The organism is Arthrobacter sp. BE255, assembly GCF_031457335.1.
Classification (GTDB): Bacteria; Actinomycetota; Actinomycetes; order Actinomycetales; family Micrococcaceae; genus Arthrobacter.
In genome coordinates, this window is record NZ_JAVDWK010000014.1 from 64,123 (window position 1) to 85,888 (window position 21,766).

Annotated in this window: 20 protein-coding genes; 9 read left to right on the forward strand and 11 right to left on the reverse strand. The window is 67.0% G+C overall.

Annotated elements, in window-relative coordinates; genetic code table 11:
* Positions 1-38 precede the first annotated feature (38 nt).
* The 6 genes from J2X42_RS20095 to J2X42_RS20120 all read left to right on the forward strand — a co-directional run bounded on the left by J2X42_RS20095 (position 39) and on the right by J2X42_RS20120 (position 8,716).
* The gene (locus J2X42_RS20095) at positions 39-1,481 is read left to right on the forward strand and encodes a DUF3375 domain-containing protein (protein ID WP_310167673.1); all 1,443 of its coding nucleotides are present in this window, start codon (positions 39-41) and stop codon (positions 1,479-1,481) included.
* Positions 1,478-2,128 carry a DUF4194 domain-containing protein gene (locus tag J2X42_RS20100; RefSeq protein ID WP_310167674.1) on the forward strand — a complete coding sequence of 217 codons (651 nt, stop codon included), beginning with the start codon at positions 1,478-1,480 and terminating at the stop codon, positions 2,126-2,128. The genes J2X42_RS20095 and J2X42_RS20100 overlap by 4 nt, the downstream gene beginning before the upstream one ends.
* Positions 2,125-5,544 carry an ATP-binding protein gene (locus J2X42_RS20105; RefSeq protein ID WP_310167675.1) on the forward strand — a complete coding sequence of 1,140 codons (3,420 nt, stop codon included), beginning with the start codon at positions 2,125-2,127 and terminating at the stop codon, positions 5,542-5,544. The genes J2X42_RS20100 and J2X42_RS20105 overlap by 4 nt, the downstream gene beginning before the upstream one ends.
* A 34-nt stretch (positions 5,545-5,578) precedes the next feature.
* On the forward strand, positions 5,579-6,799 hold the full coding sequence (locus J2X42_RS20110; RefSeq protein ID WP_310167676.1) for a Wadjet anti-phage system protein JetD domain-containing protein: 1,221 nt from the start codon (positions 5,579-5,581) through the stop codon (positions 6,797-6,799).
* Positions 6,800-7,134: 335 nt separating this feature from the next.
* Complete coding sequence (locus J2X42_RS20115) at positions 7,135-7,530, forward strand: hypothetical protein (RefSeq protein WP_310167677.1); 396 nt, start codon at positions 7,135-7,137, stop codon at positions 7,528-7,530.
* 40 nt (positions 7,531-7,570) lie between these two features.
* Complete coding sequence (locus J2X42_RS20120) at positions 7,571-8,716, forward strand: cation:proton antiporter (protein ID WP_310167678.1); 1,146 nt, start codon at positions 7,571-7,573, stop codon at positions 8,714-8,716.
* Here J2X42_RS20120 and J2X42_RS20125 read toward each other — a convergent pair.
* Both J2X42_RS20125 and J2X42_RS20130 read right to left on the reverse strand, forming a co-directional pair.
* Positions 8,713-8,841: a hypothetical protein gene (locus tag J2X42_RS20125; RefSeq protein ID WP_310167679.1), complete on the reverse strand. Its 129-nt coding sequence runs from the start codon at positions 8,839-8,841 to the stop codon at positions 8,713-8,715. The two genes, J2X42_RS20120 and J2X42_RS20125, sit on opposite strands and share 4 nt — an antisense overlap.
* A gap of 52 nt (positions 8,842-8,893) precedes the next feature.
* The gene (locus tag J2X42_RS20130; RefSeq protein WP_310167680.1) at positions 8,894-9,442 is read right to left on the reverse strand and encodes a TetR/AcrR family transcriptional regulator; all 549 of its coding nucleotides are present in this window, start codon (positions 9,440-9,442) and stop codon (positions 8,894-8,896) included.
* Positions 9,443-9,557: 115 nt separating this feature from the next.
* On the opposite strand from J2X42_RS20130, the gene J2X42_RS20135 reads away from it, so the two are divergent.
* On the forward strand, positions 9,558-10,979 hold the full coding sequence (locus J2X42_RS20135; protein ID WP_310167681.1) for an MFS transporter: 1,422 nt from the start codon (positions 9,558-9,560) through the stop codon (positions 10,977-10,979).
* A gap of 16 nt (positions 10,980-10,995) precedes the next feature.
* Here J2X42_RS20135 and J2X42_RS20140 read toward each other — a convergent pair whose 3' ends face one another.
* Together J2X42_RS20140 and J2X42_RS20145 are read right to left on the reverse strand one after the other, a co-directional pair.
* Positions 10,996-12,189 carry a hypothetical protein gene (locus J2X42_RS20140; protein ID WP_310167682.1) on the reverse strand — a complete coding sequence of 398 codons (1,194 nt, stop codon included), beginning with the start codon at positions 12,187-12,189 and terminating at the stop codon, positions 10,996-10,998.
* A complete protein-coding gene (locus J2X42_RS20145) occupies positions 12,186-12,656 on the reverse strand; it encodes an RNA polymerase sigma factor (RefSeq protein ID WP_310167684.1) in 471 nt (156 codons plus the stop codon). The genes J2X42_RS20140 and J2X42_RS20145 overlap by 4 nt, the downstream gene beginning before the upstream one ends.
* A 225-nt stretch (positions 12,657-12,881) precedes the next feature.
* Here J2X42_RS20145 and J2X42_RS20150 point away from each other — a divergent pair, with 225 nt between their 5' ends.
* Positions 12,882-14,468 carry an alkaline phosphatase D family protein gene (locus J2X42_RS20150; RefSeq protein ID WP_310167685.1) on the forward strand — a complete coding sequence of 529 codons (1,587 nt, stop codon included), beginning with the start codon at positions 12,882-12,884 and terminating at the stop codon, positions 14,466-14,468.
* 15 nt (positions 14,469-14,483) lie between these two features.
* On the opposite strand, the gene J2X42_RS20155 is transcribed toward J2X42_RS20150, so the two are convergent.
* From J2X42_RS20155 to J2X42_RS20180, 6 genes are all read right to left on the reverse strand, one after another.
* Complete coding sequence (locus J2X42_RS20155) at positions 14,484-14,831, reverse strand: PRC-barrel domain containing protein (protein ID WP_310167687.1); 348 nt, start codon at positions 14,829-14,831, stop codon at positions 14,484-14,486.
* On the reverse strand, positions 14,818-15,225 hold the full coding sequence (locus J2X42_RS20160; RefSeq protein ID WP_310167688.1) for a hypothetical protein: 408 nt from the start codon (positions 15,223-15,225) through the stop codon (positions 14,818-14,820). Before J2X42_RS20160 ends, J2X42_RS20155 begins: the two co-directional genes overlap by 14 nt.
* Positions 15,222-16,451, reverse strand: a complete 1,230-nt coding sequence (locus J2X42_RS20165) for an Nramp family divalent metal transporter (RefSeq protein ID WP_310167689.1) — start codon at positions 16,449-16,451, stop codon at positions 15,222-15,224. The genes J2X42_RS20160 and J2X42_RS20165 overlap by 4 nt, the downstream gene beginning before the upstream one ends.
* Positions 16,448-16,915 carry a hypothetical protein gene (locus J2X42_RS20170; protein ID WP_310167690.1) on the reverse strand — a complete coding sequence of 156 codons (468 nt, stop codon included), beginning with the start codon at positions 16,913-16,915 and terminating at the stop codon, positions 16,448-16,450. Before J2X42_RS20170 ends, J2X42_RS20165 begins: the two co-directional genes overlap by 4 nt.
* Positions 16,916-17,036: 121 nt before the next feature.
* Positions 17,037-17,903: an SDR family oxidoreductase gene (locus tag J2X42_RS20175; RefSeq protein WP_310167691.1), complete on the reverse strand. Its 867-nt coding sequence runs from the start codon at positions 17,901-17,903 to the stop codon at positions 17,037-17,039.
* Entirely contained in the window at positions 17,900-18,349 is a 450-nt protein-coding gene (locus J2X42_RS20180) for a nuclear transport factor 2 family protein (protein WP_310167692.1), read from the reverse strand. Before J2X42_RS20180 ends, J2X42_RS20175 begins: the two co-directional genes overlap by 4 nt.
* A gap of 101 nt (positions 18,350-18,450) precedes the next feature.
* Here J2X42_RS20180 and J2X42_RS20185 point away from each other — a divergent pair, with 101 nt between their 5' ends.
* The gene (locus J2X42_RS20185) at positions 18,451-19,128 is read left to right on the forward strand and encodes a TetR/AcrR family transcriptional regulator (RefSeq protein ID WP_310167693.1); all 678 of its coding nucleotides are present in this window, start codon (positions 18,451-18,453) and stop codon (positions 19,126-19,128) included.
* Here J2X42_RS20185 and mgtA read toward each other — a convergent pair.
* Entirely contained in the window at positions 19,079-21,763 is a 2,685-nt protein-coding gene (gene mgtA, locus J2X42_RS20190; RefSeq protein WP_310167694.1) for a magnesium-translocating P-type ATPase, read from the reverse strand. The genes J2X42_RS20185 and mgtA overlap by 50 nt on opposite strands.
* Between the last annotated feature and the right edge of the window lie 3 nt (positions 21,764-21,766).

The following is a 21,766-nucleotide window of genomic DNA, read 5'->3' on the forward strand; positions in this document are numbered from 1 at the left end:
ATCCCGCACTGCTGCCACAGATCCGCCCCGAGGACGCCATGGATTTCTACGCCATCAACAACCTGCGTGAAAACCACCCAGGATGGTCCCTGCTCCGCGCGCAGAACGCCCCGCTGGCCGTCAGTTTCTTCATGAAGGCCTTCACCGGCCCCAACAAGCGGGACATCGGCCGGCAGGAGCTCGTTGACCATCTGGACGACGTCCTGTTCGGACTCCGCGACGTCTACGGCGAGGACAAGTTCCCGCGCGCGGCCGCCGAGTATCTGGATGACTGGGCCGCTCCGGAACGGGCCTGGCTGCGCAAGTACTACGTGTCCGGCCAGGACGAGCCACACTACGACCTCACCCCTGCTGCGGAGGACGTGGTCCGCTGGGTGGAGAACCTGCGTGGCCGGGACTTCGTCGCCACCCAATCAAGGCTCACAAGCATCTTCGCGGTGCTTAAGGCCTTGGTCCAGCAATCCGAAACCGACCCCGAGGTCAGGCAGGCCGAGCTCCAGCGCCAGCGGGACGGGATCGACGCCGAGATGCAGCGGATCCGCGACGGCAACATCAAGGTGATGTCAGCTCCGGAAGCCCTGGACCACTTCCAGCAGCTGACCACCCTCGCCAAGGACCTGCTGGCGGATTTCCGCGAGGTCGAGCAGAACTTCCGCAAGCTGGACCGCCAGGTCCGCGAGCAGATCGCCACGTGGGAGGGTGGGCAGGGCGACCTCCTGGAGACCATCTTTGCCAACCAGCAGGGCATCAGCAGTTCCCTCCAGGGCCGCACGTTCCAGGGATTCTGGGACTACCTGATGTCGCCGAAGCTCCGCACCGAACTGCAGGACCTGCTGGAACGCGCCACACAGATCGAGGCACTGTCCGGCATCAAGGACCTTCACGCCGTCACCAAGCTCCACCAGGACTGGCTGCCCGCCGTCGACCAGACCCAGGCCACGGTCCGGCAGCTCTCCGAGCAGATGCGCCGCCTCCTCGACGACAAGGTCTTCCTCGAAAACAAGCGCATCATGAGGCTGATCCGCAGCATCGAATCCGGCGCGCTGGGCACGCGGGAAGCACCGCCGTCGGGCGTATTTATGGAGATCGCCGCGCAGTCGGTGGACGTGGCACTGCCTTTCGAGCGCCCGCTCTATGAGCCCAGCCGGAAGGTGATGGTGGACGACGACGTCGTCACCGCCGATGACGCGGACGTGGATGCAGGTGCCCTGTTCAGTCAGTTCCATGTGGACATGGAGCGCCTGAAGACCAATGTGGATGCCGCCCTGGCGGACGCCGAACAGGCCACGCTGGTGGAGGTCACCCAGGCCCACCCGCTGCAGCAGGGGCTCGCCGAGATCGTGGCGTACTACCAGCTGGCCAGCGAATCCCCGTGGGCCAGCATCCATGACGATGTGCCCCAGCAGTTGAAGTGGGAACTCCCGGACGGCAGCATCCGCGAAGCGACCATCGACCAGATCATCTTTGTGAGGCCGGCATGAACCCCACGGACATCACCGAAACACAGGCCCGCACGCCCGAGGAACTCCCCGGCGTCGTCACCCGGCTCTTCCGCGGCGTGGTCTACGCCGAGTCGGACGAGAAGGTCTGGCAGTCGCTGATCACCCTTGAGTCCCAGGCCCGCGACTACGTGGAAGTGCTCGGGCTGGACCTGATACTGGACGAGTCGGAGGGCTACGCATTCCTCAGGTCGCGGGAGGATCCGGAGGGCGACCTCCCCCGGCTTATCCCCCGCCGCCGGCTCACCTTCGACGTGAGCCTCCTGCTCGCCCTGCTGCGCGGCCGGATGCTCGAATTCGATACCAACAGCAGCGAGCTCCGCCTCATCATGACGGAGCAGGAGATCACGGACATGGTGGCCGTCTTCCTGCCCGAATCCAGCAACCAGGCCCGCATCCTGGACCGGCTCGGCGCCAACATCAAGAAGGTGGTGGAGCTGGGCTTCCTCCGGAAACTCCGCGGCCAGGCAGACACCTACGAGGTGGCCCGGATCCTGAAAGCCTACGTGGATGCCCAATGGCTGGAGGAATTCGACGCACGGCTGGCCGACTACCACGCCTCGCTGGACGGCTCACCGGGCGCCGCCCCGGAACCTCGTGAAGGCACCACCGAAAGGGAACTCCCGTGACCGCCGACCTGCAGGACAGCCTGTTCAGCCTGGAGGAGCCTGGAGGAAACACACCGGACGACGCCGGCACTCCCCCCGGCTACCGGCTGCATCGCCTGGAGCTGCTCAACTGGGGCACGTTCCACCAGGGTGTGCGCACGTTCCGGCTGGACGGGGCCAACAGCCTCCTCACCGGCGACATCGGCTCGGGCAAGTCCACAGTGGTGGACGCGATCACCACGCTGCTCCTGCCTGCCAACAAGATTGAGTACAACAAGGCCGCGGGTGCGCAGAAGAAGGAACGCAGCCTGATGTCCTACGTGCGGGGCTACCACAAGAGCACCCGCAGCACCGGCGGCGAGAACTCCAAGCCGGTGTCGCTGCGCGGAACCGGCGCGCTGACAGTGGTGCTCGCCGTCTTCCACAACGCGGTGCTGGGCAAGTCGGTCACGCTGGCCATCACGCTCTGGGCCGTCCAGGAGGCCGGCCAGCCCAACCGCTTCTACTCGCTGGCGGAAACGGACCAGTCCATCGCCGAGGACTTCGCCAACTTCGGCCAGGACCCCGCCAAGCTAAAGAAGAAACTGAAAGCCGCCGGCGTGGCCGTGCATGACGCCTTCGAGCCGTATGCCGCTGCCTTCAAACGGCAGTTCGGCATCAGCGGGAACCAGGCCATGGAGCTGTTCCACCGCACGGTGTCCATGAAGCAGGTGGAGAACATCACCTCCTTTGTGCGCACCAACATGCTGGACGAGGACGACGTCGAAACCCGGATCGGCAAGCTGATCAGCCACTTCGATGACCTCAAGAAAGCCCACGGCGCCGTGCTCCGGGCCAAGGACCAGATCAGCCTTCTGACCCCCATCCGTGACGGTGCCGCCAGGCACGCCGGCCTGACCCGTGAAGACCAGGTGGCCCGGGACCAGCGGGACCAGCTCCACCCCTGGTTCACCAACCAGCGCCTCATCCTGAGCCTGGAACACGCGGCGGAGCTGGAGAGTACCGGCAAACGCCTGGATGAGGACAACGCCGCCCTCACCGCCCGGATCTCCGGGCTCCGGCACGAACTCGGCGCCGTCGCGGAGGACATCCGCTCCAATGGAGGCGGCCGGCTGGCAGCCATCGACGCCGACGTCGCCCGGCTGGGCACCGAGGCCGCGGCGCAGCGGATCCGCTACCAGACCTACACCGCCGCCGCGGCGGAACTGGGCCTCCGCGCCCCCGAGGACCGCGTGCTGTTCGATGCCAACCGGGACGGCCTGGCCGCCGTCGAATCCGCTTTGGGCCGGCAGTACACCGACCTGCAGGACGACCGCACCGAACTGACCATGACCCGCACGGTCCTCAACGGGCGGGCGGCCGACATCAAGGCCGAGCTAACCAGCCTGCAGTCCCGCCGCGACCTGCTGCCGCTGCCGCAACTGGAGATCCGGCGTCGGCTGTGTGAGGGAACGGGAGTGCCGGAGAAGGCGCTGCCGTTTGCCGGCGAACTGCTGCGCGTCCGCGACGGCGAAGCCGGCTGGGAAGGCGCGGCGGAACGTACGCTGCGCGGCTTTGCGCTGTCGCTGCTGGTGCCGTCGGAACACTATGCGGCCGTGAGCAGCTGGGTGGACGCGAACAACCTGAAGGGACGCCTGGTCTACCTGAAGGTGGGCGACGCGTACTCCCCCAAGGCTGCAGAGCCGGGCACGCTGGCCGCCAAGATTGCCATCCGGCAGGGCACTCCGTTCCGCGATTTCCTGCTGGACGAACTGGCCGGCCGGTTCGACTACGTCTGCTGCGATAACCTGGCCGACTTCCGCCGCCACCCCAAGGCGCTCACGGCCAATGGCCAGCTCAAGGGCGGCCGCGGCAGGCACGAGAAGGATGACCGGAAGGACCTGGCGGACCGGCGGAATTACGTGCTGGGCTGGGACAACCAGGACAAAATCAATCGTTTCCTGGCCGAGCTGGACGAGGTCACGGGCCAGCTGCAGGTGGCCGGGACGCAGCTGGCCAAGGTGGACGGACAGCTCGGTGACATCGGACGAAAAAACCAGCAGCTGGGGACCGTCCGGTCAGTCGCGGATTTCGGCGAGATCAGCTGGGAGCTCACGGCCAGGCGGATTGAGGAGGTGAAGGAGGAGCGCCGGCAGCTGGAGTCCGCCAGCGACGTCCTGCAGCAGTTGGCAGCGAGGGAAACTGCGCTGAATGCGGACCTGCGGCGGTTCGAGGAGCGGGCCGGCAAACTCCAGCAGCGGCTCGGTGCCAACGAGAAGGACGCTGAGAACCTTGCCGAGGCCATCGCGGAGTGCCGTGCGCAGCTCCAGGCTGAGCCGCTGACGGACGACGCCGGGCTGCTGGCTTCCGTCGCCGGCCTCGCCGCCGCGGCGCCCGGGGAGAAGGTCCTCACCTACAAGAACACGGTGGCGGTGGAGAGTGCGGTAAGGCAAGGACTCACGGCCACCATCGATGCGCTGTCCAAGCGGCTGGCCAGGGCGGAAGCCGACACGGTCCGCCTGATGGCCGACTTCCGGAACAAATACCCGAACGAAACCACCGAAATCGACGCCTCACTGGACGCGGCGGGCGACTACGAGCGGCTGCTGGACCAGCTGGAGAAGAATGATCTGCCCAAGTTCGAGGCGCACTTCAAGGAATCGCTGAACCAGAACACCATCCACGAGGTGGTGGCGTTCAATGCCTTCCTGGACAGCCGCCGGCAGGACATCGTGAGCCGGATATCGGAGATCAACCTGTCACTGGCAACCATCGAGTACAACCGCGGCCGGCACATCCAGCTGGAACACCAGAACACCACGGACCTTGACGTCCGGCAGTTCGCGACGGACCTGCGGGCCTGCTCGGAGGGGACCATCGGGGACGAGGACCAGTACTCCGAACAGAAGTACCTGCAGGTGGAACGGCTGATCGAGCGGTTCCGGGGGCGCGACGGATTCACCAACCTTGACGAGCGGTGGACGGCGAAGGTCACCGATGTGCGGAACTGGTTTACCTTCTCCGCTTCGGAGAAATGGACCGAGACCGGCGAGGAGTTTGAGCATTTCACCGATTCCGGCGGAAAGTCCGGAGGCCAGAAGGAGAAGCTGGCGTACACCATCCTGGCCGCGGCGCTGGCGTTCCAGTTCGGGCTGGGGGCCGGTCAGGGAGCAGGCGCAGCTTCGGGCCGGAGCGCCGGCAAGGGCCGCAGTTTCCGGTTTGTGGTGATCGACGAGGCCTTCGGCCGCGGATCCGACGAATCGGCGCGGTACGGCCTGGAGCTGTTCCAGCGGATGAAGCTCCAGTTGCTGATCGTCACTCCCCTGCAGAAAATCCACGTGATCGAACCTTTTGTGGCACACGTGGGCTTCGTCGCCAACACCAACGGGAACGATTCGCAGCTGCGGAACATGACCATCCAGGAGTACCGGGACGAGCGGGACCGCCGTGCGGGGTGAGGTCTCCGCAGGGAAGGTGCAGGGGTGGACTACCTTGGCGGACCTGCGCGCCCTTTCCCTGAAGGCCTGGGGCAGCGGTGCGCTGCTGCGCGAACTGCTGGAACCCACCGGACTGTACCCCCGCCGTCGTCCGCTGAAACGTCCGACGGCGGCAGGCCTCCTCAGCGACTACGCCGCGGCCCGCACGTGGGCGGCTGAGTTGCTGGCCGCCGTCGGCCCGTTCAGCCTGGAGACCGCCGAGGTGGGCAGCCGGACGATCGGGGCAAACCAGCTGCCAACAGCGGCGGTGTTCGCCACCGTGAACGATAACATTGGGTTTGCCGGTAAGGCCAAGGAGGCGGCCCGGTTTGTCGGGCTTGCCGGGGTGCTGTCCGCACTGGACCCTGCGTTCCGTGCCTGGGCACTGCGGCGCCCGCTGCAGCTGCTCGAACTGGACGCGGATGCGCTAACCGCTGCCCGGGTTGCGCTCTGGCTCCGCGACAATTCTCAGCCCGGCGTCTACGTCCGGCAGCTCAGCCTGCCCGGAGTCCACACAAAGTTCATCGAGAACCACCGGAAGGTGATCGGCGAGTTGCTGGAGGCTCTGGGGACTGATAGGGCAGGCGCCGCGGCCGAGCCGGACGCTGAGGATATGCCGGCCGTGCCGGCAGAACCCGGCTCCCTGTTGGGCCAGACCGCTGCGCGGACTCCTGCCGCCCGGTTCGCGGCGCGGCACGGTTTCCTTCATCCGCCTGAGCTTGTCCGGTTCCGCATGCTGGATCCGGACGTGCAGCTCCTGGGTGAAGCCCGGGACATCACCGTCACCGCCGGCGCGTTTGGGACTTTGCGGCTGCCAGTGAAGACGGTGATCGTCACGGAGAACCTGGTGAACTTCCTGGCCCTTCCGGAGCGCCCAGAAACCTTGGCAATCTACGGCGGAGGGTATGGTTTCTCGTCCCTGCGCGATGCCGGTTGGCTGCGGGACTGCGAAGTCCTTTATTGGGGCGACCTGGACACGCACGGCTTCCGGATTTTGGATGAGCTGCGGGCGGTCCACCCGCACGTGGTCAGCGTGCTGATGGACGAGGCCACGCTGTTGGCCCACCGCGACGTGTGGGGCACAGAGCCGTCGCCGTCCAAGGCGTCCCTCATGAGGCTGACGGCTGAGGAGTTTGCGCTCTACGAGGCACTGGGCACTGACGCCTACGGTCCATCCGTCAGGCTGGAGCAGGAGCTGATCCGCTGGGTCTGGGCGCAGGAGCGGCTGGGCGGCTGAGCGGCTGAGCCGGCCAATCAGCCAAAACTAGTTCATTCGGGCCGGTCTGCCCAGATCCTTTCCAGCTCAGGTGTGACAGCATGAGTTCACTATCCAACCGCGCCGTGGGAAGGCAGCAATGGGCGGCAATGCTAAGAGCAGAACTGACTACGAATTCTTGACCGTCCTACCATTGGATCCGGGGTACCCGGACGGCACGGGAAAGGCATTTTCGCTACACACCAAGGGCTGGCTGCCGTACACCGTGCGCTGGAGGTTCACGGTCACCGAGCCCATTACGGAGCAAGGCTTCGCAATCTCAGCGCACGCGAACCACCGTTGGGGAGATGCCACAGATGCCTGACGAAAAGAAGGGCGAGGTCCGCTGGTTGCCGCAGCCGGAGGAGCAAGATTATCCCGGCGCGGCAGACTATCTGTCTTTGCTTGAATCCGACGACGTCGTTGCCACCGTTGTTGCATCCCTCATGGTCGCCCCCATCCAGCATCGCAAAGCAAAGGACATTCTGCGGGCCGCGGGGCTGGTGCTGCTACCTGAGGACAACGCCCACGTGGCATCGGACCTGAAGAAGATCAAGGAAGGCAAGAAGCTCTCGCCCATTCTGATGGTCAGGGGTGACTTGGCCAGGGGTATTCCCGCGCAGGTGGCCGATGGCTACCACCGGGTGTGCGCAAGCTACTACACGGACGAAAACACCGACATTCCACTCAAACTGGCTGACGCGCCCCGATAACCACCGCAAACGAAACCGCAACGCCGGTAGAAGGAGGGACGTGTCGTTCTTTCAGCTTTCGCTGATCGCCGCGGTCGCGCTCCTCGGTCCGCTGCTGGCGCTATCCCAGAAATGGCACCTTCCCGTGGTGCTGGGGCAGTTACTGGCCGGTATCGCCATCGGGCGCACGGGTCTGGGACTGGTGGACTCCTCGGACGCCACGTTCACCTTTGTGGCCGACGTCGGGTTCGCCCTCGTCATGTTCGTCGCCGGGACGCATGTCCCCGTGAGGGACCAAGCCATCCGCCCGGCGCTGGGCGCTGGCGCACTGCGTGCAGGCATCGCCGCGGTGTTGGCTGCCGTCGTCGGAATCGGCATTGCGTTTGCCTTTGGCACCGGACAGGCTCCCCTTTACATCGTTCTGCTCGCTTCCTCTTCGGCAGCCCTGGTCCTGCCGATCGTGGATTCGCTGCGGCTGAGGGGACCACAGGTCCTCACGACGACGGCGCAAGTGGCGGTGGCGGACATCGCCTGCATTGTGGCGCTTCCGCTTGCTGTCGACCCACCCAATGCGCCGAGGGCAGCCGTCGGGGCAGCCGTCGTCGCGGCGTGCGCTGCGGTCCTGTTCTTCGTCCTTCGCTGGCTGGAGCGCAGCGGCACGCGCGGACGGATGCATGACGTGTCCGAGGACCGGAAGTTCGCCCTGGAGCTCAGGATCCAGCTCGCCTTGCTCTTCGCGCTCTCCGGGCTGGCCGTCGCGGGCCACGTGTCCATCATGCTGGCCGGGTTCTCCTTCGGCCTGGTGGTCGCAGCGGTGGGAGAACCCCGGCGGCTGGCTCATCAACTCTTCGCCGTCAGCGATGGCTTTCTAGGGCCTGTGTTCTTCGTATGGCTGGGCGCATCCCTTGACTTGCGCACCCTTGTGGGAAGCCCCAGGATGATTCTCCTCGGGATTTGCCTGGGGTTTGGAACGCTGCTGGTCCATGGAAGCCTGCGGCTACTCGGCCAGCCTCTGCCGCTCGCGGTGCTTGCAGCATCCCAGCTGGGAGTGCCGGTTGCCGCCGCCACCATCGGCTCCCAATTGCATCTGCTGGAACCGGGCGAAGCCGCGGCCATGCTCCTCGGGGCCCTCATCAGCATCGGGGCGAGCACCATCGCGGGCTCACGGGCCGCCCGCACGTTTACGCGGACCGCGCCAGCGGCCTAGGGAACCGGTCGCGAGCGGGCCTCCGCCATCAGCTGGCCCGGGGCTCCGTCCACCACGAACCGGGCGTCAGCCACGCGGCCCAGGCGCGTGCCGCCGTCGTCGTACAGTTGCCTGAGGCTATTCATGCCCCCCAAAAAAAGCGGTTTGGGAGGCTGGCTGAAGGCTTTTCTGAACCCGTCAGGGGGCGAGCAGTCCGTCGGCGACAATCGCGAGCATCGGTGCCACCGAGTCGGCAGGAAGCTCGCTGGTGTCCACCACCGCAGCCACGCCGCCAACGAGCCGGCTGATTTGCATAGCCTCGACCCCGGGGCGCAGGGCCGAGTCCAACCCGTCGATTAGGCGTTGATTGGCGCGGAGGTAGGTCTGGCACTTGGCTGCGAACGGTGAACCCGGATCGCCGAGCGCCGCGGTGATCCGCGCAGCCGCACCTTTGTGTTCGGTCAGCATCGCCGAGTAGTCGGTCAGCCACGTCAATAACCGCACCCGTGCGGAGGCGTCGAGGGCAAGCGCCCGGTCGACGGCGGCGTTGACCTTCTCTGCCCAGGACTCAAGGATGGCGTCGTACAGCGACTCTTTGGTGGGGAAATGCCGGTAGAGGGTGCCGGGGCCCACCCCAGCGCCTTTGGCGACCTCGTCCATCGAAACGGCGTCGAATCCTTTGGCACGGAAAAACCCACGTGCAACCTCCACGATCCGGTCGCGGTTGCGTTGAGCGTCAGCGCGCACAGAAACACCTCTCAAAACAGCATTGCTAAACGGAGAGTATCTCCGTATAGTTCTAAACGGAGAATCTCTCCTCTTAGTGTACGTCAGCCCATCGGCTAGAACAGGACACCATCCCATGACATCCACAATCGCCACACAGGCGGTCGCCGGGACCACCCGGAGAAGCGGTAATGCGCGCGGCCGCGCCGGCAGCATCGGCCTCTGGCTGGTCATGCTGGCCCAACTCATGCTTGTCCTCGACGCGACTGTCGTGAACGTCGCACTCCCCCACATCGCCGCCGACCTGAACTTCACCCGCGCAGAACTCAGCTGGGTCTTGAACGGCTATGCCGTCGCCTTCGGCGGCCTCCTACTGCTCGGCGGACGGGTCGGAGACGTTTTCGGCCGCCGCCGCACGTTCCTGGTAGGGGTCGCAGCCTTTACAATCTTCTCCCTGCTCGGCGGCCTGGCCACCTCGCCCCTCCTCCTCGTCATCGCCCGCGCACTCCAGGGCCTCGGTGCCGCGTTCGCCGCCCCCAGCGTGCTCGCACTCATCACCACAAGCGCACGGGACGACGGCGCACGGAACCGGGCGCTCGCACTGTTCTCCGCCGTCGCCTCGATGGGCGGAGCGCTCGGGCTCATCCTCGGTGGCCTGCTCACAGACCTGACCAGCTGGCGGTGGACCCTCTTCATCAACGTGCCGATCGGCGTCCTCGTTCTTATTGCCGTGCCGCGCCTCGTCGCTGAAACCCCCCGAAGGCCCGGGCGCTTCGACGTGCTCGGAGCGGTGACCGCAACGGGCGGCGCCGTCGCCATCGTGTGGGCCCTTATCCAGGCGGGCGACGCCGGCTGGTCCAGTCCCCGCACGATCGGCGGCCTGATGGTCGGCGCCGCGCTGATCGCCGTGCTCGCCGTCACGGAACGGCGGGTGGCCCACCCCCTGCTCCGCCCGGAGCTGCTCCGCAGCCCGAGCCGGGTGGCGGCGCTGGCCGCGATGGCTGCCACCTACGGCGGGATGCTGGCGATGTTCTTCCTCATGGTCCAGTACCTCGAAGAAGTACTGCACCTCACACCGCTGGTGACCGGGCTGGCGTTCCTGCCGATGCCCCTGAGCATCTTCGCGATGTCGCGGGTCGTCCCGCGGCTGGTGGAGCGCTTCGGTGCAATCCGCCTCGTCATCCTGGGCGCAGCCCTCCGTGTCGTGGCCTTCCTGCCGCTCACCCAGCTGGGTCCGGACACGCCCTTCGTGATCGTCATGGTTGCCCTGCTCCTTACGGGAATCTCGGCAGGCATGACGTTCATGCCGCTCACCACGCTCGCGCTTCGCAACGTCGAACCCGAGCATGCAGGGTCCGCCTCCGGGCTGTTCCAGACAATGCAGCAACTCGGCGGCGCCGTGGGACTGGCCATTGTGGCCTCGACCTTCGCTGCGTTTGCTTTCCCCGGCGACTTCCTGACCGGCGGGCGGGCCGGGTTCTGGTCGGCGACCATCCTCTCCGCCCTCGCGCTGGCAGCCGTAGTGGGGCTGGTCATCAGGCCTCGGAAGGCGGCATGAGGGCAGGCGCCCGCGATCACGGCGTGGGCAGCGCTACCCCGCGGCCCTTCTGGAACGGGCTCCCGCCCGCCCGCTCCGGCCACACGTCGAAAACCGGCAGCGTCTCACCCCCGCACGACGCGGTCTCGGCGGTCAACTGCCCCTGAACCAGCGGGCGCGTATCCAGGTCCGCCATGTAGATGAAGCCCCATTCGTTGAGAATGACCGCCCTGTTGGCCACCGTGGTCCCACCGTAAGAAACATGGCCCTCCGCGTCCACCATCAGGGGAGTAACCTTCGCGGTGAACCCCACCGGCCAGCGCAGGTAGACCTTCTCGGTACTGTTCGCAAAGGTGAAGCAGGCCTCGGACCCGGCAACGTAACCGCGCACCTCGCCGTCCCTGGAACCGTCCGCGGCCTGGGTGCCCCAGATCCTGTCGGGCGCGGCTGCAGCCAACGAGCCGCCGTCGTGCGTGGCAACGGGCACGTCCCCAACCGGTGCCACCTTGATGCGCGACTGCAGGTCTGCACCAATCTCCACGGGTTTGTCAGTGACCGGGTCCACGGTGGCCGCCGTCCTGATGTTCTGGATCTGCAGCAGCGCATGCGGCGCCTCCATCAGATGCAGCCCGCCATCAGCTCCCCGGGCGAAAAACCCGAGGTAGGTAAAGGGCGCTTCCTCCCGGCTGTCCCTCCACAGAAGGGACCCGTTGATGCCTGCCTCTGCTGATGCCACGTCAACAGACGTTCCGCCCGGGGCCAGGCCGCCTTTCAGCACCTGCCGCACGTAGACGGGTTCGACGCCGAGCCCCGCCCCGAGGCTCCGGGCCGCGTTGGGCAGCGCCTCCAGGACGAGCACTTCGTCGGCGGAGACGAAAAGGTCGTGGAACGGCCCCGCGGGTGGGGCTGGCTCCGGCGCGCTGGTGGGAGCGGGCGCGGGAGGTGAGACGGATTCGGTGGCCGCCGGGGTTTCCACCAGGCTCGGAAGGAAGTTGGCCGTCAGGACGGCTGCGGCCACGGCGGCTGCTGCGAGGAAGGCTCCGGCCGCCCGCCAACGCCTTGCAGGAGGCCTGCTGTAAGTTTCCGGGCCGCCGGCGAAGATGTGGGTCACGTCGGATTCCATGAAGGCCAGGCTTCGGGACCGGCTCCGGGCCAGCTCGGTCTCCGTGACGTTGGCTGCGGGGTCGGCGGAGAGGATGCGCTGCTCGTCGGCAGCGGACAGGTCCTTCATCGTTGGTACTCCTCTGGCTCGTGCTCGGTCTGAAGCAGGCGGCCGAGTGCTTTGCGCGCACGGTGGAGCCGCATCCTGATGGCTGTGGCGGTGGTGTTGAGCAGGTCGGACAGCTCAGTGGAGCTGAAGCCATCCCAGTAGGTGAGCAGCAGGACTTCCCGCTCATCGGGCTTGAGCCGGGCCAGTGCCTCCTGGACGGAGCCGTCGGCGTCGCGGGCCTGCTCGGTCCGTTCCAGCTGGAGCTGGAGCATGAGATTGGCTGAGCGGGCGGCGGACCTCAGGTGGTTGCGCAGAACGTTCTGGGCCACTCCGAAGAGGAACATCGCTGAGAGCTCCTCCCCCTGGCCCGACTTCTCCCAGGCGATCCGGAACACTTCGGCGCACAGATCCTCGGCGGTGGACGCATTCTCAGCGCGGCGGCGAAAGTAGCGGTAGATGCGGTCGTGGCAGGCAGCGTGGGCCGCCATGAACCGCTTTTGTCGTTCCAGTTCCACACGCTCCCCCAGAGGCGTTTGTAAGCTCATACCCCGTTAATGTCCGGCAGCCCGGCAAGTGTAACGGGGATCCATGATTTCCCCGGTCCGGCCCGGGGTTGAGCTGCCTAAACGGGTTAACAGTTCTTGTCACGCAGTTAACCACCTATTCACGCCGTCCTCAGAACCAGTCCAACCGGCCTCCGTAGGTTCGAAGCCATGGACAACATTTCACGCAGATCCCTGATTTCCGCCGGCCTCGGGGCCGGCCTGGTCGCCGCCCTGCCGGGTGCCGCCGTCGCCGTTTCTACCGCGGACGACGCCGGTCTCCGCACCGATCCGTTCCTGCTCGGCATCGCCTCGGGCGAGCCGTGGCCGGACGGCTTTGTGATCTGGACGCGGCTGGCGCTGGATCCGATCGCGGAGGACGGCCTGGGCGGCATGCCTTCCCGCGACGTCGCAGTCGCCTGGGAAGTGGCTGAGGACGCCGGCATGCGCACCGTGGTAGCCCGCGGCGTCGAAACCGCCAGGATCGAAACCGGGCATTCCGTCCATGTCGAACTCAAAGGCCTGCGCCCGGGACGCGAGTACTTCTACCGCTTCCGCACCGGCCGTCACGTCAGTTCGGTGGGCCGCACGCTCACCAGCCCGGCCCCGCACGAGACGCCGGCGGCGCTGGCCATGGCGTTCGCCAGCTGCTCGCAGTACGAGCACGGCTACTTCACCGCCTACACCCGGCTCGCGCAGGACCACCCGGACCTGGTGCTGCACCTGGGTGACTACATGTACGAGTACAAGAAGGGCAGCTACGTGATCGGCGGCGGCAACCCGCGCGACCACCAGGGCCCCGAGACGTCCAGCCTGGCCGGCTACCGGCAGCGGCACGCCCAGTACAAGTCCGACGCCGACCTGCAGGCCGCGCACGCCATCGCACCGTGGCTGGTGGTCTGGGATGACCACGAGGTGGACAACAACTGGGCGGACGAGGTCCCGGAAAACACGGACGCCAACCAGCTGAACGACACCACCGAGCGGTTCCGGCAGCGCCGGGCGGCGGCGTTCCAGGCGTACTACGAGAACATGCCGCTGCGGGCTTCGTCCGTGCCGGCCGGGTTCGACATGAAGATCTACCGGACCATCCAGTGGGGCCAGCTGGCCAACTTCCACATGATGGACACGCGGCAGTACCGGGACGACCAGCTCGCCGGCGACGGCTGGCAGAAGAACGTTGCCGGACGCCTCGCCGAGGACCGCACCATCACCGGCGCCGAACAGGAGAAGTGGCTGCTGGACGGCTTCCGGAACTCCACCCAGCGCTGGGACATCCTGGGCCAGCAGGTGTTCTTCGCCGAGCGGGACCGGGCCCAGGCACTGGACGTCGACGACGTCTCCATGGACGGGTGGGACGGCTACGCCGCGTCGCGCCGCCGCATCACGCAGGGCTGGGTGGACGCGAACGTGCGCAACGCCGTCGTCCTGACCGGCGACGTGCACCGCAACTGGGCCAACGACCTCAAGGTCGATTACAAGGACCCCGCCTCCCCCGTGGTCGGTTCCGAACTGGTCTGCACGTCCATCACCTCCACCGGCAACGGCACCGGCTACACCACGGACCCCACCATGGCGTGGAACCCGCACCTGAAGTTCTACAACGACAACCGCGGGTACGTGAACACCCGCATCACAAAGGACGCTTTGACCGCTGACTTCCGGGTGCTGGACTACGTCACGACGCCGGGATCCCCCGTCAGCACGAAGGCCTCCTTCGCGATCCAGGACGGGGTGCCGGGCCTGGTGGGTGGTTGAGCCACGGATAGCCCGTCACTCTTGTCCGGAGGCGTCCAAAGCCGGGCTGTAGGCGGTGAATCCTTCGCGCAGCCGGACCGAGTCCGTACCTACCCTGGCGATGTCCTCCCACAGCACCAGGAATGATCCGCGGTGCCGCCACCTGAGGAGCTGCGGCAGGGGCCAGGGCTGGTTGAGCGGGGTCCGCTCGTAGCCCAGGAACGAGGACGCGCTGTGCGGACTGACCACCAGCCCAAGCAGGCGGGCGTTTGCCATCAGCTGCTGCGGGGCGCCGTCCACCACGAACCGGGCGTCTGCCACCCGGCCCAGTCGGGCGCCGCCGTCGTCGTACACAACAGCTCCGAGCAGGTCACCGAGGATCATGACGGCCTCCCGGGATGCGTGCAATGACCTTGTCCCGGATCCAGCGTTCCACCCAGCCGGCGTCGAGGTTTTCGCCGCTCACACCGAGCCTGATGACCACGCCGACGTCGGCCACGTCCTTCCACGGGATGCGGATCAGCCGGGACGACGGCGGCCTGCCGCCGAAGATCCGCGTCCCCAGCACCGGGCCGGTGAGCAGCGCAGTCAGGACCGGCGGCGGTACCCCCGGAGGCAGGTCCGCGTCCAGATCGGGGCCGCTGAGTTCGAGGTCGTCCACGGTGGTGACGGGGACGCCGTCGTGATCCAAAACCTGCCGGTCCATCAGGTGGAGCTGCGCATCCAGGGTGCGCCCCGCCGTCGGGGGCACCGGTGCCAACCTTGGGACAGTGTTCATGCTCCGGCTCCTGTCACGATCATCAGCGGTATGGCGGCGATGGAGGCCACCAGGATGATGACCAGGTAGATCATGGCCAGCACGTTGACCGTCCGGCCGTTGACGTGCGGGCCCATGTATTGGGGATCGTTGGACACGATCAGGATGGGCAGGTACGTCAGCGGCAGCGCGATGGCTGAGAACACCACGGAGTATTCGGTGACCAGTACCGGGTCCACGCCGGTGGCCAGGACCGCCAGGCCGACGAACAGGCAGATGATCATGGACAGGTGGAAGCGGGCGGCCTGGGCCGGCCGGCGGAATTTGCCCCAGGACCAGCCGAAGAACTGCGCCAGGGTGTAGCCGCTGGAGAGGGTGGTCTCCAGCGCCGCGCCGAAGGTGGCGGCCACGATGCCCACCAGCACGAAGGCCAGCCCCACTTTTCCGGCGCCCTCGGCCACCGGGAGGATCACCTGGCTCAGGGACGTCACGGCGATCCCGGCGGGGAGAAGCACGACGGCGGCACACCCGGCGATTGCCACGGACAGCAACCCGCCCAGCGGGAAGCCCACCAGGACGTTGATCCGTGACTGGACCAGGTCCTTGACCTTCCAGCCTTCCTCCACAGCCCCGGAGGAGAAGAAGAACACCTCGTAAGGGGTCATGGCGGCGCCGAACAGGGCGATGGCGTAGTACCAGTAGGTAGTCACTGTTTCCTCAGCCGGAACCGCCGGCGCCAGTGCCTGCCCGGCAAGGCTCCCCCAGTCCGGCTTGAGGAGGAAGAGCGCCACAGCGAACACGATCAGTGTCAGGCCCAGCAGCCCGGTGACGTTTTCCATGATGGAGAATTTCACCCGCCAGATGACCAGCCACACGGCGAGCGCCGCCACCGGGATCCAGAGAAGGTAATGGACGCTGCTGGCCAGCTGGAGCGCCAGGGCGATGCCGCCGATTTCCGCCGTCACGGTCATCAGGTTGATGAGGAAGGACGCAGACAGGTTGGCCAGCCCGGCCCGTGGTCCCAGCCGTTCGCGGATCACCTCGAATGTTGCCCGCCCCGAGGCCGCCGCCACCCGCCCGGACATGTTGGCGAACAGGCAGATCCCCACCACGCCGACGCCCACCACCCACACCAGGGACAGCCCAAAGCGGGATCCGACGACGGCGTTGGTCACCAGGTCGCCGATGTCCACGAACCCGCCGATTGCGGTCAGGACACCCAGCGCCACCCCCAGCAGGCGTTTCACTTGCCGCCCTCCTTTGCCGTCAGCTGGTCCAGGCGGTCCGCGGCGGCTGCCAGCTCCCGGTCGCCGTCCGCGAGCGAGGGGGCTCCGTCGCCGCCGGACACGGCGTTCCGTGCGGTGGTCAGACTGGCGGCGCACCCATCCAGGACGGTAAGGGCTTCCTGGACAGCCGCGCGGTCCTCTGCGGTGCCGGGTGCCAGCCTCAGTACGGAGTCCCGGCTGGTGGTGAGCTCCTTCAGCGCGTCGTCGAGCGCGGTGGACGTGGCAGCCGTGGTGAGTTTGCCGGCGGAGTCCTCGCCCAGGGCCAGGCGTGCGGTGGCGATGGCAGACGAGCTGTCCTGGACAGCCGTGGACACGGATTCGGTGACGCCTCCACCGCAGGCGGTCAGGACGGCGAGGGCTGCCAGGCAGGCCGCGATGAGGGTTTTCCGCTGCCCGGCACGGTCCGGTGTGGGCCAGGTACGCACAAAACCTCCAGCCTCCGGGCAGGCCCGGGTCCGACCGAATCACGGTTCTGGAGACAACCCGAAAATTTGTTGCCCAAGGCTATCTCTATAGCACTCCCTACCCACAGAAGGGCAGGCCTAATCAGTGCTCGAGGACCTGCTGCAGGCCCGTGACGGGGATGTCCGGGAACTCCGCGCGGGGCGGGCCCCACTGAAAGGCCATGCCTCCGGATTCCTCCCAGATCCCGGCCCCTGCAACCCGGGCAAGGAACGGGGAGAACGGCCTGGCTGCAACGGACAGGACACGCTCGGCCACCGTCGGAATCCGCTGGACCGCACCGTGGGCCGCCCGGACCAGCACAGCCTCGGCCACCTCGTTGGCCGTGGCCGTCGCCGAGCCCCATTCGATGACACGGTTCCGCAGCACAGGGTCCGAGACCGCGCGGACAATGAGGGCGGCCGCGTCCTTGACAGACGTGTAGGTCACGGGGGCCCGCCCGGATCCGAACACCATCACTTTGCCTTTGGACTCAAGTGGGGCTGTCATGTTCGCGAGCCGCTGCTCCAGGAGCGCCCCAAGCCTGATGATCGTCCAGACCATGCCGGACGCCCGGACCGAATCCTCGGCCGCCGCTTTGCAGCGCAGAAACTCAATAGGCCCATCGGCAGCGGCGCCGTGCATGGACATCATCACTACGTGTTCCACACCGGCGTCGGCTGCCGCCCGCACGAGCCGGATGGCGCCGTCGCGGTCAACGGTTTTTGGGTCGGAGTCCTTGATGCCGAATCCCGAGGCCGCGAACACGGCGGCTGTGCAGCCTGCCACTGCCTTCCGGCAGTCCTCGTCGGAGGCAAGGTCCCCGCGCAGCAGCTCCACGCCGTCGCCCGTTGTGCCGGGGAAGGGCTGGGAAGCGCCGCGTGCCATGACGCGGACCTGGTGGCCTGCCTCAACAAGCATCGGCACCAGGGCGCGGCCCAGACGGCCTGTGCCGCCGACGACGAGAATCATGATCCGTCGCCGTTTCCGGGCGCGCCGACGGCCACGCGGACCGCGGCATTGACGTCTCCGGACTCGTGCTCAACCGGTTCCAGGTAGAAGTGCGCAGCGGCGATCTTGTCGTCGCGGACGGTGAGGATGGCGACTCCCGCCGCGGCCGTCACCGACCCATCCGGCCGGGTACCGCGGTTGCTCCATTCCATCCAGACATTGTTGCCCGGGCCCGTAGTCGCATCGTGCACGGTCAGGCTCAGGTCCGGCAGGGCGGCGAAGAGGGCGGCCCAGTTCTTCCGCACCTGTGCTGAACCCCTGAAGCTGCGGGCGGGGTGGGCGGGGGTGGTGTTCTCGTAGTCCTCGGCGAACTGGGACACCATCCCGTCGAGGTCGTGGCGGTTCGCGGCGGCCACCATGCGCCGCACCGGGCCTTCGGGCAGGAGATCCATTCCTGAAGCGTCCATGATCTGCTCCTTGGTTTCATCCGTCGCGGGAGGCGGAGAGGCTGGTACGCTAAATTTGATACAGTCAGCTGTAATTAACTGATACAAGGAGTGTATTCCCGGTGGGACCCGTGGTCAACGAACCGCATCGCCGCGCTCCCCGCCCCCGCACATACAACGCCCGGCGCCGCCAGGAGGCGGCCGAGGAGTCGCGAATGCGGGTGCTGGCGACCTCGCGCGAGCTGTTCCTGGCGGGCGGGTACGGCCGGACCACCATCGCAGCGATCGCCCGGGCGGCCGGTGTCTCGAACGAGTCCGTGTACAAGGGTTTCGGCGGGAAGCCGGGGCTCGTGCGCGCGATCTATGAGCAGAGCCTGCTCGGAGCCGGCGGCCCTCCGGCTGAAGAACGGTCGGACCGGGCGCAAGCCACAATCACTGACCCGCGTGAACTCATGGAGCAGTTCGGCCGGCTCATCAGCGAGGTCAGTCCCATCGGGGCGCCTGTTTACCTTCTCATCAGGGAGGCCGCCGCGAGCGGGGATCCGGACATGGCCGCGCTCCTGCGCGATGTCGACGACGGGCGGTACCGCCGGATGCTGCACAACGCGCGGCACGTGCTCGGAAGAGGGTTCCTGAGGGAGGGCCTGACAGAGAATGAGGTGGCCGACGTGATGTTCATGAGCACCTCGGCCGAGCTCTACGAGACCCTTGTCCTTAAACGTGGCTGGAGCGCCGAACGCTACGGCCGCTTCATGGCCAGAACGCTCGCCGCCAACCTCCTGCCTGACCCGATACTTTGACCGGGGCGCTGAAGCGGAAAGCACGGCGGGCGATGTGGTGGTTTTCGTGCCGGCGGCGGACGGGCGTCGGCACGGCTGGGACCTGCTGCGCGGCCCGGGAAAAGAACCAGGCCTTGGCTCCCTCCACCAGCACCAGGTACACCCCGATCATGCCCAGCAGGGCCAGGAAGAACGGGACCGGGAGCGGGTCGAAGCCCAGCACGCCGGCCAGCGGCGACAGCGGCAGGAAGATGCCCAGCGCCACCACTCCGAGGGAGGCCGCGATCAGGCCGGCGGAGGGCCTGCTGCGCAGGAAGGGAACCCGGCGGGTCCTGATCGCGAAAATGATCAGTGTCTGGGTGGCGATGGATTCGATGAACCAGCCGGCACGGAACTCCCCCGGCACGGCGTCGAACGCGAACAGCATCAGGGCGAACGTGGCGAAGTCGAAGATCGAGCTGATGGGCCCAAAGAGGAACATAAACCGGCGGATGAACGCGATGTTCCAGTGCGACGGAGCCCGCAGCTGTTCCTTGTCCACGCGGTCGCCCGGGATGGCCAGCTGGCCGGAGTCGTAGAGCAGGTTGTTGAGCAGGATCTGGCCCGGCAGCATGGGCAGGAAACTCAGGACCACGGAGGCCGTGGCCGCGCTGAACATGTTGCCGAAGTTGCTGGATGTACCCATCAGCACGTATTTGATGGTGTTCGCAAAAATCCGCCGGCCTTCCATCACGCCCTCGGCCAGGACACCGAGGTCCTTGTCCATCAGCACGACGTCGGCGGCGTCCTTGGCAACGTCGGTGGCGCTGTCCACGGAGATCCCGATGTCCGCCTTGTGCAGTGCCAGGGCGTCGTTGACGCCGTCGCCCATGAAACCCACCGACCCGCCGCTCTGGCGCAGCAGCGCGATGATGCGGGCCTTCTGTTCGGGCGAGACGCGGGCAAAGATGGTGGCGGTCCGGGCGGAGGCCGCGAGTTCGGCCTCGGACAGCTTTTCGATCTCGGCACCGGTCAGGGTCCCGCCGGACAGGACACCGAGCTCGGCGCAGACCTTTTCGGCCACCTTGGCGTTGTCCCCGGTGGCGATTTTCACCGAGATTCCCAGCGCCGCCAGCTGGTCCAGGGACTCTTTGGCGTTGGCTTTGGGCCGGTCCAGGAAGATCAGGAAACCGGCCAGGGAAAGGCCGCTCTCGTCGTCCGGGGTGATATTGCCCAGCCCCGCCGCCGCCCGGGTGGCAACCGCCACTACCCGGGAGCCGGCGTCGAACTGTTCATCCAGCATGGCCTGCACGGCAGGCGGGACGGGCCCGCAGAGGGCAAGGACGTCCTCCGGGGCGCCCTTGGTGACCAGGCGGGCGGGGCCGCCGTCCTCCCGCACCAGCACCGTGGTGCGCCGGCGCTGGTGGTCGAAGTCGATCAGGTCCAGGCGCTCAAACCGGCCTGGATCAAAGCCGGCTGCCGTGGGACTGTCCCAGAGTGCCGCGTCCAGCGGGTTCTGCCCCACGGAGGAATGCTTCGCTTCGGCGTAGTCGGCCTCGGTGGCCAGCAATCCCAGGGTGAGCAGGCCGTCGTCGGACAGACCCGCGGTGACCGGAAGCGCGGCGGTGAAACTGATCCGTCCTTCCGTCAGGGTGCCGGTCTTGTCGGTGACCAGGATGTCCATGTCGCCCAGGTCCTCGATGCAGACCAGCCGTTTGACCAGGACCTTGCGCTTGGCAAGCTGGCGGGTTCCCGTGGCCAGGGACGTGCTGACGACGGCGGGAAGCAGCTGCGGCGTGATGCCCACCGCGATGGCCAGCGAGAAGAGCAACGACTCGATCAGTGGGCGCTGCAGCAGCAGGTTGGCGATGAAAATCAGCGACGTGAGCCCGACAGCCACCTGGAGCAACAGGAATGAGAACCGTTTGAGGCCGAGCTGGAATTCGGTCTGCGGCTGCCGTTCGCCCAGGCCCAGCGCGATCCGGCCGAATTCGGCGCGTCCGCCGGTGGCCACCACCACTCCGGTGCAGCCGCCGGACTGGATCACGGTGCCCATAAACACGCAGGATGCAAGGTCGCCCAGGGCCGATCCGGCCGGAACGGGCGCCGGGTCCTTGGCGGCAGGCAGGGATTCCCCCGTCAGGATGCTTTCATCGCACAGGAGGTTCTTGGTGGTCAGGAGGCGGATATCTGCAGGGATGATGGCGCCCAGGGAAAGGTGGACGACGTCGCCGGGCACCAGTGCGGTGACGTCAACTTCCCGGGTGGTTCCGCCCCGCAGCACCACGGCCCGGTGGGTGACGCGGGAGTGCAGGGCTTCGGAGGCCCTCTCGGCGCGGAACTCGTTGGTAAAGCCCAGGCCTACGCTGGCCAGGAGGATGATGCCGATCACGATCGAGTTGGTGGCGTCGCCGAGGAACAGGGACAGCCCGGCGGTGATCATCAGCAGGATGAGGATGGGGCTGCCGAACTGCCTGCCCAGGACCGCCCAGCCGTTGGCGCGGTGTGTGCGGACCGCGTTGGGCCCGAGCGCGGCGAGTCGTGCGGCGGCGTCCTGGTGGGACAGGCCCTCCGGACCGGAACCCAGACGGTCCATTACCTGCTCCGTGGCAAGGCTGGCGGCGTCGGTGATGGGCAGCTGGAGGGTGGTCCGCTCGTGGATGGTGAGCTCTGGCATGCA

Bases quoted from the DNA above. Each gene is read 5' to 3' on its own strand.
- J2X42_RS20135 (WP_310167681.1), top strand. From the start codon at position 9,558: ATGACATCCACAATCGCCACACAGGCGGTCGCCGGGACCACCCGGAGA.
- J2X42_RS20115 (WP_310167677.1), top strand. From the start codon at position 7,135: ATGCCTGACGAAAAGAAGGGCGAGGTCCGCTGGTTGCCGCAGCCGGAG.
- J2X42_RS20145 (WP_310167684.1), bottom strand. From the start codon at position 12,656: ATGGCGGCCCACGCTGCCTGCCACGACCGCATCTACCGCTACTTTCGC.
- J2X42_RS20160 (WP_310167688.1), bottom strand. From the start codon at position 15,225: ATGAACACTGTCCCAAGGTTGGCACCGGTGCCCCCGACGGCGGGGCGC.
- mgtA (WP_310167694.1), bottom strand. From the start codon at position 21,763: ATGCCAGAGCTCACCATCCACGAGCGGACCACCCTCCAGCTGCCCATC.
- J2X42_RS20100 (WP_310167674.1), top strand. From the start codon at position 1,478: ATGAACCCCACGGACATCACCGAAACACAGGCCCGCACGCCCGAGGAA.
- J2X42_RS20175 (WP_310167691.1), bottom strand. From the start codon at position 17,903: ATGATTCTCGTCGTCGGCGGCACAGGCCGTCTGGGCCGCGCCCTGGTG.
- J2X42_RS20150 (WP_310167685.1), top strand. From the start codon at position 12,882: ATGGACAACATTTCACGCAGATCCCTGATTTCCGCCGGCCTCGGGGCC.
- J2X42_RS20125 (WP_310167679.1), bottom strand. From the start codon at position 8,841: ATGAATAGCCTCAGGCAACTGTACGACGACGGCGGCACGCGCCTGGGC.
- J2X42_RS20155 (WP_310167687.1), bottom strand. From the start codon at position 14,831: ATGATCCTCGGTGACCTGCTCGGAGCTGTTGTGTACGACGACGGCGGC.
- J2X42_RS20140 (WP_310167682.1), bottom strand. From the start codon at position 12,189: ATGAAGGACCTGTCCGCTGCCGACGAGCAGCGCATCCTCTCCGCCGAC.
- J2X42_RS20095 (WP_310167673.1), top strand. From the start codon at position 39: ATGGATTTCTACGCCATCAACAACCTGCGTGAAAACCACCCAGGATGG.
- J2X42_RS20180 (WP_310167692.1), bottom strand. From the start codon at position 18,349: ATGGACGCTTCAGGAATGGATCTCCTGCCCGAAGGCCCGGTGCGGCGC.